We start from the raw sequence: 12042 nt of genomic DNA, 5'->3' as shown, positions 1-12042 counted from the left end.
TCCGACGTCCAGATGGCCTATTCACCCACGCCTAGACCATTTATGCAGTCGCAGATGTTCTGGATGCTCGGGATCGCGTGATCCGCCTTGTCCCTTTTTGGCGTATCGAGTGGGCAGACGCACACGGGGACATCGGGTCATGGTCAGAGGAATACCAATAATCGAAGCGCACCGCCGCAAGCAGTGCCAATGGAAGGCATTCGACACAGTTTCTGGTGGAGAACAACCAAAGACGGCCAACGTCTCTTGGCTTGGTGAGCGAGCGTTTCGATTTCGCCCGTGCGGGTCGGCAGATCATTCTCTTATACCCAGCCTGAAACGTATCCATCCGGCGAGGACCGCGTTGTCTCAGCTATCTCGCAGAAACTGCGAGCGTCGTTCATCGAGCATTTCGGTGAGGCGATCGAGGCCCCGACGAGTGAATGCGGTGACGGACTCGGCTGTTTCATCGAGGCTGTCGACGATGCTGAGGCAGCCGTCCTCGGGTGACATCTGTTCGGCCAGTCCTCGATGAGGTCGAGATCGACGCGGAGTCGGCTTGCGGCGTAGCGACTGGTGAACACCACGGACGGGGTGGCCATCAGGCGGCTTTTGCGACCTGGTTCGAGGGTGACCAGTTCCAGGGAAGGAGTTCGTCGAGCCGGACGGCGGGATGATCGGCGATACGGGCGAGGACGTCAGCAAGCCAGGCCTGCGGATCGACGTTGCTGAGCCGCGCGGTCTGGATGAGGGTGTAGAGGATCGCGGCACGCTGCCCGCCACGATCGGAACCGCAGAACAGCCACGCTTTGCGGCCGAGCGGGATGCAGCGAAGCGTACGCTCGGCGGCGTTGTTGGAGAGGCAGACCCGGCCATCGTCGAGGAACCGGGTGAACGCACCCCAGCGCCGCAGCATGTAGTTGATCGCCTTGGCGAGGTCGTGGTTGCGCGACAACGTCGCGTGTTGGGCGGTGAGCCAGGCCTGAAGCTCGTTCATTGCCGGCGCGCTGCGCTGCTGCCGCGCGGCCAGGCGATCGGCGGGAGGCTTGCCGTTGATCTCACGCTCGATGTCGAACAGGGTATCGAGCCGTCGCACCGCCTCAAGCGCGATCGGGTAGATCATGCCGGCGTGTTCGCCGCGGCTCTTCTTGCGAGCGGCACCCGCGACATCGGCGAGCTCGAAGAACTTGCGCCGGGCGTGCGCGAAGCAACCAGCCTCGCGCACTGAACCGGGCAAGCGCCCGTCTCGATACAGCGCACCATAGCCACCATAAGCGTCGGCTTGCAGGATCCCGGACCAGGTCGCGAGATGCGCCTGGGGATGTTCGCCGCGTCGGTCGCGTGAGTAATGGAACAGTGCTGCCGGCGGATCGGCACCGGCGAACGGCCGATCATCGCGGACGTACACCCACAATCGACCGACATCGGTCTTGACCTTGGCCATGACCGGCACGGTCGTATCGTCGCCGTGCAGCCGCTCGGCGGCGAGGACATGCGCCTCGATCCGCTTGAGAGGTGGCTCCGCTTGTCTGAACAGGCTCGCGGTCTGGATAAGTGGACTACCGCGGGTTGATCATGCCGCTGCGAGAAGCGGCTGGTCGAAGTATACCTGGTCCGGTGTTCTGGCGCCAAGGGCTGAATGTGGCCGGACGCCGTTATAAAATGCGAGATATCGACCGATGCCGGCGCGGGCTTCGGGAACCGAGGCGTAGGCATTGAGGTACACCTCTTCGTATTTCACCGAGCGCCACAGGCGCTCAACAAACACGTTGTCCCGCCAGCACCCTTTGCCATCCATGCTTATTGCTATCTCTTCGCGGTGCAGGACGGCGGTGAAGGCCACACTGGTGAATTGCGAGCCTTGGTCGCTATTGAAAATGGAAGGCTTGCCGTACCGTGCGAGCGCTTCCTCCAACGCAGCGACGCAGAACGCGACATCCATCGAAATCGACACTCGCCAGGCCAGCACCCGTCGGGTGAACCAATCGACGATAGCCACCAGATAGACGAAACCGCGAGCCATTGGGATGTACGTGATATCCGTCGCCCAGACCTGGTTCGGCCGGATCACTGCCAGCTTGCGCAGCAGGTACGGATAGATCTTGTGCCCCGTCGCCGGTTTCGACGTGTTCGGACGGCGGTAGATCGCCTCGAGCCCCATTCGCTTCATCAGCGTCGCGACATGCCGTCGCCCGATGACCACGCCTTCCTGCCGGAGCAGATCGCGCAGCATCCGGCTGCCGGCGAACGGATAGAGCAGATGAAGCTCATCGATCCGCCGCATGATCAACAGGTCGGCCGGCGAGACAGGCCGCGGGAGATAGTAGATGCTGCCGCGGCTGATCTTGAGCTGCTGCGCTTGACGGGCCAGCGGCAGCTCATGGTCACGGTCGATCATCGCTTTGCGCTCGGCAACAGACCGGCCTTCCCGAGCGCACCGGCCAAAAAATCGTTCGCCAGCGTCAGCTCGCCAATCTTTGCGTGCAGCACCGTTATATCGACCGCTGGTTCGCTCGCTGCCGGCACCGCTCCGAACACGTCTGACGCCCCCTCCAGCAGCTTGGACCGCCACTGATTAATGAGGTTCGGGTGCACCTCATACTCCTGCGCCAGTTCGGCCAGCGTCTTCTCGCCTCCCACGGCAGCCAGCGCCACCTTGGCCTTGAATGCCGGGCTGTGGTTCCGGCGGGGTCGCTTGCTCATCTTGCCTCCTCTTCGCGGCCAGCATGGCCGCTCTCAGATCGGCAATCCACTTATCCCCGCTGTTCAGATTCCTAGAACCACCTCTCTTGTAAAGCGGCGTGAGCGCAAAGGCGGCCGCGCCGACCTGATCGGCGAGCGTGGAGACGCTGAGCGGCACGCCTTCGCGGGCGAACCGTTCGGCCTGGCGGTTCAGCGGCTGGTGCTGCCCGTACTTCTCGAACAAGAGCATCGCGAGAAAGCTGGGTCCGGCCCACCCGCGCGGCACGACATGGAACGGTGCCGGCGGTTGGGTGATCTTCTCACAGTCCCGACAGGCGACCTTCTCGCGCACGGTCTGAATGACCTTCCACGCGCGCGGGATCACCTCGAGCGTCTCGGTCACATCTTCGCCGAGCTTCGACAGGCGCGTGCCACCGCAGGCCGCGCACGCGCACGGCGCTGCGATGACCACGCGCTCGCGCGGCAGATGGGAGGGGAATGGCTGGCGCGCCGGTCGCTTGCGCTCGAACGAGGCGACGCTGGTCGCCTTGGCGGCGGCGACTTCGGCGACGAGGCCGTCCGTGCCGGCGTCCGCTTCAAGGTCCTCGAGTTGCAGCTCCATCTGCTCGAGCAGACGGCGGCTGCGCTCGGCGCTTGGGCCGTACTGTTCACGCCTGAGCCTGGCGATCTGCAGCTTGAGGTGCGCGATCATCGCCTGGGTCGCGCTCTCGCGCGCCGCGGCGGTGGCAAGGCGCGCCTCGGCCTCGTCGGCGCGCTGGATCGTTGCAGCAAGCAGCGCCTTGAGCGCTGCGATATCATCCGGAAGAGGCGAAATGACGGCTTCCACGACGGAGAGTGAATCATCCTCCACGCCCTCATGCAAGCCGCAAAATGCGCTATCCCGCGCTCGCCGGGCGCCAGCTATGCTGCGGATTACGCCAGTCTATCCCGTCGAGCAGGCAGGCCAGCTGCGAGCGCGTCAAGGACACCACGCCATCCTTCGCCGAGGGCCAGATGAAGCGGCCGCGCTCGATCCGCTTGGAGTAGAGCGATGCGCCGATCCCGTCGTGCCAGATGATCTTCACCAACGATCCGGCACGGCCTCGGAACACGTACAGGTCGCCGCCATGCGGATCGCGGCCCAGACCTTGCTGCACGAGCAGCGCCAGACCCTGCATCCCCTTGCGCATATCGGTGTGGCCCATCGCGATCCACACCCGTGCATCCGACGGGATCATCGCATCGCCTTCAAGGCCGCCGCCGCCAGAGCCGGTGACGCTGAAGCAAAGATCTTCAGCCGCCCGCCATCGGGCAGATCGAAAACGGCAGCGACAACGGGCTCGCACACTTGCTGGGGTCGCTCATCCACCAGCACCGCCGGCACGAAGGCCGGGTCCGCCTGGCGCCGCATCACTTGCCGCCACTCGTAGATCTGGCTGCGGGCAACGTCATGGCGCCGCGCCACGTCGCAGACCCGCGCGCCCGACTGAAACGCCTCTGCGACAATCTGCTCGCGCTGCTCATCGCTCCAGCGACGGCGACGCTCCGGTCCCGCCAGTATCGTTACCTGCGCCATGATCGAAACCGACGTCCTTACGTGCGACTGTAAGGACGTCCTCTAGCTCCAGCCCACAATCAGCAAGGCGGCCTCCGCCGGATGGCTACGTCGTTCCTGATGCAAAATCAAGAGTTTTGCATCATTGCGGGCGGGGCGAAGCAGGTCGGCTAACGCGTACTTGCGGCCGTCCGCGCGGGTTGCAGGCACGCCGGAAACCAGACATTCTCCTCGTTTGGAGGTGCGCGTATGCGAGCATTGTTTGTCGGTCTGGCCGCGACCTTGGCTGCCGCTTGGGCTTTTCCGGCCTTCGCTCAGGCGACAACACGTCCATGCGGTACCGTCGAGCAGCCTGGTCCCGCGTGCCTGTTATCCCGAGCGGAGCTTCCGTCGCTACCGACCGGCAAAGTCTTCTGGCACTTGGATCGTTTCACGTCGATGGCTGCCGCCGAAGCGACCGCCGCGAAAACCAGCGTGGTCGTGGAGTCGTTCGGGTCAACCTGGCTATTCACGCTTGAGAGAAAAGCATGGCATCCCAAAGGCGGTGAGCATGTCTCGACTGTAGGGCCCCTGCCGGTCGCCCCTGCGACCCGCTATGCCGCCGAATACCTTCGATCAATTTTCATGCCCGGCACCACGGCACCGCTGCATGTCCATTCCGGGCCAGAGGCGTTCTTTGCCGTGAGCGGCGACACGTGCCTCGAAACGCCGGCTGGCGTTCAGACGGCCCGCGGACCAGGAACAAGCCTGATGATCGAGGCTGGACCACCGATGCTTCTAATGGCCATCGGCACAGCTCCCCGGCAAGGCTTTGCCCTCATCCTTCATGATGCGGACATGCCTCCAACAACGCTGACGCAAGCGTGGCATCCGGAAGGGTTGTGCGCGCGGCAGCTGTCGTCGGACCAAGCTCAAAAGCGTGCCGGCAACTGACCGCCGGTTTCCGCGCTCTTTGATGCAAAACCCACTCGTTTTGCATCGCGCTTGGAACGTCGACAAGCTCGGCATTGCGGTGATGTACAGGTCCGAAGCGCTGCCGATCGCGAATGTCAGAGCCTGGTGGGATGCAGTCCGGCCGTTTTCAACTACAAAAAGGAACAAGCGGACATCGCGTCCCTGAGGCCGGTCAGAACGCAGGGGCATGGGCGGCCGGCCGCCAATACGAATCAGTAAAGCGGCAAATAAGTAAGTTGTGCTCGCGATGTAGGCGAGATCACGCGCGCACCCACTGATGATATCAAACCTGCCGTTTCGGCTCGGAGCGAAATGAAGCTCCACATCTTCTGTGCGCTATCGTGTTCGTCCTGGTCGGAACGAAATACTGCTGTGCGAAGAGCATCAACCAGCCGATCCGAATTGATCGTCCAGACCGGCTTTGTTGCATAATTACGCGAGAGCATGACCGACGTTTTACTTGAAGATGTTATTGGATGCGGACGGTCACCGGCGTTCCTATTTCGGAGAACCGATTGAGAATTGCAGCACGGACTTTGAGCTCGGTAATCTGACGATCGAAGGTGCGGGCGACAACGCGCTGGCCCAGGAGTTTGAAGCAGTGCATTTTGGTCTCGACCAGACTGCGGCGATGATAGCCGCTCCACTTTTTCCAGATTGCGCGACCAAGCCGCTTTGTCGCGCGTAGCGCTCCATTGCGTGCATCGACGCCGGGACCGCCTTCTGCCCATGGTTGCCCGTTGCGGCGGACCGGGATGACCGCATCGGCACCGCGCCCGGCAATAGCGGCATGGCAGTCCCTGGTATCATAAGCGCCATCTCCGCCGACGCTGAGTATCCGCTCGTCTCCGGGAATTTGCGCCAGGAGAACGGGCAGCGTCGGTGCGTCACCAATGGCATTCGTCGTGACCTCAATGGCCCGGATATCCAGCGTCCCAGCATCAATCCCGAGATGCACCTTGCGCCACTGGCGACGGTAGGACGGTCCGTGTTTGCGCGTCTTCCACTCGCCTTCTCCCGTCATTTTGATCCCGGTGCTGTCGACCAGCAGGTGCAGTCCGCCCGAGCTGATCCGCCCGCCGAGGTTGACCTTCAACGTCTTCTGCCGTCGGCACAGCGTCGTATAATCCGGCACCGACCAATCCAGCCCCGCCATTTTGATCAGGCTCGAAACCAACCCCGTCACTTGCCGCAAAGGCAGGTTGAACAGCGTCTTCAGCGTCAGGCACAGCTCTATCGCGCTGTCTGAAAACCGCATCGGGCGACCAGGGCGACCACACGGCTTCGAAAGCCAGTGCATCTCCGGATCAAACCATATTTCCAGCGACCCACGCCGCTTCAGCGCCGCATTATACTCAGGCCAGTTCGTCGTACGATACACAGGTGCGGCAGGTTTGGGCATTACGCCTATCTATACCGCTCGATTCCCTGCGTGAATCCCCGCCATCAGTTTTGCAACAAAGCCTCGCTCGACGGTAAGCCTGCTTCTCGCAAAGCTGCCGGTCCGCTGTCCACCAAATTTCGCCGTTCAGCCCTGCCTCCGGGACAGCCGCGATATCGTCGCCTGATCGACCCCGAGGAGCGCCGCGACGGTGCGCTGCGTGTCGCCGGCAGCAAGCCGTTGTAGGGCCTCGGACTGCTGGTGAGGGGTGAGGGCGGCACGTCGGCCGAACTTGACGCCACGGGCCTTGGCCTGAACCCTGCCGGCAGCGGTGCGTTCGGTAAACCGATGACGCTCATAGCTGGCGGCAACCCCCAGCACGGCGATGATGACATCGGCGAAATGCGAAGTGGTATCCACCATCGGCTCCGCGATCGAGCGGAAGCCGGCACCGGCTTCCTTCACTGCATGGAGGATGTTCAACAGGTCGCGGGTGTTGCGGGCGAGACGATCGGTCGATGTCACCATCAGCACGTCGCCGGGATCGAGCGCGCCGATCGCGCGCTTGAGCTTGGGTCGCTCGGCGGTCGCGCCGCTTATCTTCTCGCGATAGACCTTCGTGCAGCCCGCCGCGTCGAGCTGGGCGAGCTGCTGCGCCAGGTCCTGGCCGTGGGATGAGACGCGGGCATAGCCATAAATCATGCGCCAATTGTGCATCGGAATTATGCATCATGGAAGTGTTTGGTTTCGTGCGGTTTCTCATCTGATGCAAAATTCGTGAATTTTGCATCAGGGCAGCCTTCTGGCGATTTCGACAAACAAGCTAATGCCGTTTACCCCCGTGCACATACGAGCGGTCGCATCTCTTTCAGACTCCAGCAGGCGCTTCGCTTCTATAAAGCCATCCGCGCCCGGCCGCGCGCAATGCGGTGACTACGTCGGGCTGATCAACGCCGGGAAGATCGCTGCGCATGGGACGCCCGTTTGCTTGAAGGACATAACTGAGGTGACGATAAGACGGCCGGTAAAGTTTCAACTTATCCAAATCGATCTTTGGAATTTCGGCGGGGTTGCATGGCTCCAGCAGGTCGCGAATGTAGATAGCGCGCAGACCAGCGATGCGCCACACACCGTTTGCCTTTTGTACTCGGCAAAGCAAACGGGTGAAGCTAGTCATGCTGGCCTCCACTCCATCCAGCGGTAAAAAGGTATGTATAGCACAGGCAGAATCAGCGGCCCGTGCGGCGAGCAACAAACTAACGATCGGCATGCATTATCTCCAATGCGGGCAAAGTGGGCGGGGCGGCGTTAATGGCAACCGGCCGTTCCGTCAGTTGTACATAAACGTTCAAGCAGGCCCCACGAATATTCGATTGGTCGTTGATATGACGAAACATCTTAAAATTATTAAGTTTTCGCAATTGGTTACTTCGTAAATAAAGGTTAGTCCGCTGCGTTGTTTATCCACAACCCCTATAGGTCCAGATGCTTGAGCGCGGCCGTCAACTGGCGTTTTATAGACACGCCACCGAGGTGTGATTGCACGTTCTCGTAACCTTCTCGTTTTAGCTGCTCGACAACTTCGCTGACGCGTCGGCAGCACCCCTCGCTGGCTATCTCAAATGCGCGCTCGATTGGGTTAGGCGTGTAATGAAGCATTCCGACCTCTGATCCCTGCAGTATGCTGGAAACGCTATAACAGCATCATGGAAAGGCGAGAACCAAGCCTGGCCGCCGTCAGCAACGGTCGATTCCTGTCATTCTCGCGGGAGCCCGATGAGGCGGTCGACGTGGCCGCCCCTTGGTTTTCCATTCTCCAATGCCCGGCATAGCCGCTGGCAGATCTCCCTTCCCGCAAACGAACATGGATCGGCAAACCGGCCCCGCCGATCGCGCTGACGGTCGCAGGCTGGTTTCCCTTTCTCAAAATCTGCTCCCGATTTCAGATAGCCGAAAGCGGCGCGACGATCAGGATGACATCGATACTGCCGGACGGCCACCAGGAGTGACATGACAAAGTTGAGAATTGCTTTCGCGTCAAAGCTGGTGCCGATACGACCGAGGCAGACGTGAAAAGGGAAGTGCGATGGCGAACGGTCGGTGCGTGTTGGTGAGCGGCGCGGAAAGCGGAATCGGGGCGGCTTGCGCGATCGCGTTCGGAGCACTTCGCGATAAGGTGGTGGTGCTATTCCACGATGCCCATAATGACGGCAGCGACACGGTCGCCAAGGTGAAGGCGGCGGGCGGCGATGCGATCGCTGTGCAATGCAACGTCGGCGACGAAGCTTCGGTTGAGGCGGCGTTCGCGGTCGCCGAGCAGGAATTCGGGCTCGTGACCGTGTTGGTCAATTCGGCCGGCATCAACATGGCGGGTGTGCCGGTGCGGCAAATGACGCTACCGCAATGGCAGCGCATGCTCGACACGGACCTGACCGGCGCGTTCCTTACGTCGCGCCGCTTCGTTCGCGACCGGCCTGCCAACAGCCCGGGGGCAATCATCCACATATCGTCAATCCACGCCTATGCGGTCCGAGCCGGCGGCGCGGATTATTGCGCGGCCAAGGGCGGCCTGACCAATCTGATCGAGACGCTCGCAATCGAGGAAGCGCCCAACGGCATTCGCGTGAACGCGATCGAGCCGGGCATGATCCTGACGCCGATGAATGAGCGCGCAAGCACGGATCCGGTCTATCGCAAGACGCTGGAACAGAACATTCCGATGGATCGGGCGGGAAGGCCCGAGGAGGTCGGCGATCTTGCTGTGTTCCTGGCCTCGGACAAGGCATCATACATCACCGGCGCGCGGATCGTGATCGACGGTGGTCTGTCGCTGATGCAGGCGATCGGCGCATGATCGAGGCTAAGCCTGCGACGCCCTCGTCGGCGGTCGGCGCTACGAATCAGTCTGAGATTTCGCCTGGCGTGCCGATCGTCCGGTCGCGCCTGCCCGCCGACAGCGTGACCGGCGACCGCAAGGTGCTGGTCTATCCGTCGTCCGGTTCGGTTGATTTCAACGTGCAGGAGGTGCAGGACATCCACCTGATGGGCCCGCCGCCGCTGATGGCGCGCGACCTGATGAGCCCGTATGTCTGGCTAGAGCCGGACGGCCGCTTCGGCATCATGGTGCGCGCAGTAACGCAGCCCGGCGAGCCGATGACCGACACCGGCATCATCTGGGCCGGCTGGAGCGATGACGGCGTCGATTTCGCGATGCTCGACCAGCCCTCGATCCTGCCGGGCGGCCCGGGCGAAAGGGATTCAGGCGGGGTGGAAGATCCCACCGTCGTGAAGATGGAGGACGGCAGCTACGTCGTCTATTACACCGGGGTCGAGGCCGACATGGCGCATGGCGAGATGTTCTATGCCGCCGGACCGAGCGTCGACACACTCGTAAAGAGCGGGGTCGCGATTGCCTCCACCAAGTCGCTCGGCAACACCAAGGAAGCAACAGTCGATCGCGAGAAGGATGGGCGGTGGAGCTTGTTCTACGAATATGCCGCCGACGAGGCGAGCCGTGTCGGACTAGCGATCGGGCCCAAGGTGGATGGTCCATGGGACGAGCAGCCGACGCCGTTCATGCCGCGCGAGGACGGGTGGGACAATTGGCACCTGTCGACCGGCCCGATGCTGCTCGACGATCCCGAAACGCCGGTGATGTTCTACAACGGCGCGACGCACGATGCGCGCTGGCGGATCGGCTGGGTGGCGTTCGACCGCGAATTGACCCGCGTGGTGGATCGTTGCATCGAGCCGCTGATCACGCCGCCGCCGCTACCCGACCGGACGGCGAGCGACATCGCTTTCGCTGCCTCCGTCACCAGTTTCGACGGCGAGATCTGGCTGTATTATTCGCTCGAAGACCGGCGTCTGTCGCGAGCGCGGCTGAAGCGAAGTTGAAAGTAGGACACGAGTGAAAACTATAGGTCTGAGCGGTAAAGGCGCGTGGCGGGCAGACGAAAATAGATGTCCGGCCGTTGATAACCCTACAATGTAATCTGGAGCACGTGCCACGGCGAGTAATAACCGGCAGCACGTGCATCAGATCAAAGTCAGCTAGGCTGCTGACTCTCAGTATTTCCGCTACCTGCCAGGTGCACCTGAGCGCTGTACTTGCCGGTCTGTAGCGTCTACTGTGCCACTCGCGTTTGATAACGCTGTCGCTTTGCCGGCAACACGATAACACAGTCGAGATATTTCCAACACCAGCCCGCGTTAGCGTATAACTGGGTCCGTTTCTATAAACTGATCCATCTGACGATTTTGGCTGAAATCGGCTTTGTTGCATAATTACGCGAGAGCATGACCGACGTTTTACTTGAAGATGTTATTGGATGCGGACGGTCACCGGCGTTCCTATTTCGGAGAACCGATTGAGAATTGCAGCACGGACTTTGAGCTCGGTAATCTGACGATCGAAGGTGCGGGCGACAACGCGCTGGCCCAGGAGTTTGAAGCAGTGCATTTTGGTCTCGACCAGACTGCGGCGATGATAGCCGCTCCACTTTTTCCAGATTGCGCGACCAAGCCGCTTTGTCGCGCGTAGCGCTCCATTGCGTGCATCGACGCCGGGACCGCCTTCTGCCCATGGTTGCCCGTTGCGGCGGACCGGGATGACCGCATCGGCACCGCGCCCGGCAATAGCGGCATGGCAGTCCCTGGTATCATAAGCGCCATCTCCGCCGACGCTGAGTATCCGCTCGTCTCCGGGAATTTGCGCCAGGAGAACGGGCAGCGTCGGTGCGTCACCAATGGCATTCGTCGTGACCTCAATGGCCCGGATATCCAGCGTCCCAGCATCAATCCCGAGATGCACCTTGCGCCACTGGCGACGGTAGGACGGTCCGTGTTTGCGCGTCTTCCACTCGCCTTCTCCCGTCATTTTGATCCCGGTGCTGTCGACCAGCAGGTGCAGTCCGCCCGAGCTGATCCGCCCGCCGAGGTTGACCTTCAACGTCTTCTGCCGTCGGCACAGCGTCGTATAATCCGGCACCGACCAATCCAGCCCCGCCATTTTGATCAGGCTCGAAACCAACCCCGTCACTTGCCGCAAAGGCAGGTTGAACAGCGTCTTCAGCGTCAGGCACAGCTCTATCGCGCTGTCTGAAAACCGCATCGGGCGACCAGGGCGACCACACGGCTTCGAAAGCCAGTGCATCTCCGGATCAAACCATATTTCCAGCGACCCACGCCGCTTCAGCGCCGCATTATACTCAGGCCAGTTCGTCGTACGATACACAGGTGCGGCAGGTTTGGGCATTACGCCTATCTATACCGCTCGATTCCCTGCGTGAATCCCCGCCATCAGTTTTGCAACAAAGCCCTTCATGACCTAAGATTTCCAGCAGGTCGGACAAAAACATTGCGATCATCGCGTCGTCTTCGGCCACCAGGATTCGGAGAGCATTCATGCGGATGCAGTGGCGGTCTGCCGATCTCAAGCACAGGGTCGGAAATCACCTACGAGGTCGACCCGCAAAATAATGTAAATGAC

11 protein-coding genes and 2 pseudogenes are annotated in these 12042 nt (G+C 61.5%); 3 read left to right on the top strand and 10 right to left on the bottom strand.

Going from position 1 to position 12042, the window contains the following annotated elements:
- Positions 1 to 580 precede the first annotated feature (580 nt).
- The 5 genes and pseudogenes from tnpC to tnpA form a co-directional block, all read right to left on the bottom strand.
- Positions 581 to 1528: pseudogene (gene tnpC / locus ACVWYO_RS23435) on the bottom strand (IS66 family transposase); the annotation flags it as partial.
- Positions 1529 to 1552: 24 nt separating this feature from the next.
- A protein-coding gene (locus ACVWYO_RS23430) for an IS3 family transposase (protein ID WP_457349017.1) occupies positions 1553 to 2682 on the bottom strand; the annotation gives its coding sequence in 2 pieces (ribosomal slippage) (positions 1553 to 2421 and positions 2421 to 2682; 1131 coding nt in all).
- A pseudogene (locus ACVWYO_RS23425) lies at positions 2663 to 3508 on the bottom strand (transposase); the annotation flags it as partial. The pseudogene ACVWYO_RS23425 and the gene ACVWYO_RS23430, both read right to left, overlap by 20 nt.
- Before the next feature lie 49 nt (positions 3509 to 3557).
- Positions 3558 to 3899, bottom strand: a complete 342-nt coding sequence (gene tnpB / locus ACVWYO_RS23420) for an IS66 family insertion sequence element accessory protein TnpB (RefSeq protein ID WP_457349022.1) — start codon at positions 3897 to 3899, stop codon at positions 3558 to 3560.
- A complete protein-coding gene (gene tnpA / locus ACVWYO_RS23415; RefSeq protein ID WP_457349021.1) occupies positions 3896 to 4237 on the bottom strand; it encodes an IS66-like element accessory protein TnpA in 342 nt (113 codons plus the stop codon). The genes tnpB and tnpA overlap by 4 nt, the downstream gene beginning before the upstream one ends.
- A gap of 417 nt (positions 4238 to 4654) precedes the next feature.
- Here tnpA and ACVWYO_RS23410 point away from each other — a divergent pair, with 417 nt between their 5' ends.
- Entirely contained in the window at positions 4655 to 5149 is a 495-nt protein-coding gene (locus ACVWYO_RS23410; protein WP_457355314.1) for a hypothetical protein, read from the top strand.
- A 490-nt stretch (positions 5150 to 5639) separates the two neighbouring features.
- On the opposite strand, the gene ACVWYO_RS23405 is transcribed toward ACVWYO_RS23410, so the two are convergent.
- The 3 genes from ACVWYO_RS23405 to ACVWYO_RS23395 all read right to left on the bottom strand — a co-directional run bounded on the left by ACVWYO_RS23405 (position 5640) and on the right by ACVWYO_RS23395 (position 7821).
- Positions 5640 to 6572, bottom strand: a complete 933-nt coding sequence (locus tag ACVWYO_RS23405) for an IS5 family transposase (protein WP_457348219.1) — start codon at positions 6570 to 6572, stop codon at positions 5640 to 5642.
- A 126-nt stretch (positions 6573 to 6698) separates the two neighbouring features.
- Positions 6699 to 7253 carry a recombinase family protein gene (locus ACVWYO_RS23400; RefSeq protein ID WP_457355312.1) on the bottom strand — a complete coding sequence of 185 codons (555 nt, stop codon included), beginning with the start codon at positions 7251 to 7253 and terminating at the stop codon, positions 6699 to 6701.
- Between the two features lie 166 nt (positions 7254 to 7419).
- Positions 7420 to 7821, bottom strand: coding sequence for a hypothetical protein (locus tag ACVWYO_RS23395; RefSeq protein WP_457355310.1), 402 nt, complete (start codon positions 7819 to 7821; stop codon positions 7420 to 7422).
- Positions 7822 to 8637: 816 nt separating this feature from the next.
- Between ACVWYO_RS23395 and ACVWYO_RS23390 the strand changes: the two genes are divergently transcribed.
- Together ACVWYO_RS23390 and ACVWYO_RS23385 are read left to right on the top strand one after the other, a co-directional pair.
- On the top strand, positions 8638 to 9405 hold the full coding sequence (locus tag ACVWYO_RS23390) for an SDR family NAD(P)-dependent oxidoreductase (RefSeq protein ID WP_457355308.1): 768 nt from the start codon (positions 8638 to 8640) through the stop codon (positions 9403 to 9405).
- Positions 9402 to 10448: a glycosidase gene (locus ACVWYO_RS23385; protein WP_457355306.1), complete on the top strand. Its 1047-nt coding sequence runs from the start codon at positions 9402 to 9404 to the stop codon at positions 10446 to 10448. The genes ACVWYO_RS23390 and ACVWYO_RS23385 overlap by 4 nt, the downstream gene beginning before the upstream one ends.
- 427 nt (positions 10449 to 10875) lie before the next feature.
- Here the strand turns inward: ACVWYO_RS23385 and ACVWYO_RS23380 are convergent, their stop codons facing one another.
- The gene (locus tag ACVWYO_RS23380; protein WP_457348219.1) at positions 10876 to 11808 is read right to left on the bottom strand and encodes an IS5 family transposase; all 933 of its coding nucleotides are present in this window, start codon (positions 11806 to 11808) and stop codon (positions 10876 to 10878) included.
- Entirely contained in the window at positions 11762 to 11938 is a 177-nt protein-coding gene (locus ACVWYO_RS23375; RefSeq protein ID WP_457355601.1) for a hypothetical protein, read from the bottom strand. The genes ACVWYO_RS23380 and ACVWYO_RS23375 overlap by 47 nt, the downstream gene beginning before the upstream one ends.
- Between the last annotated feature and the right edge of the window lie 104 nt (positions 11939 to 12042).

The sequence above is a fragment of the Sphingomonas sp. UYP23 genome (assembly GCF_054059235.1).
This window is presented reverse-complemented; position numbering and strand designations above follow the sequence as displayed.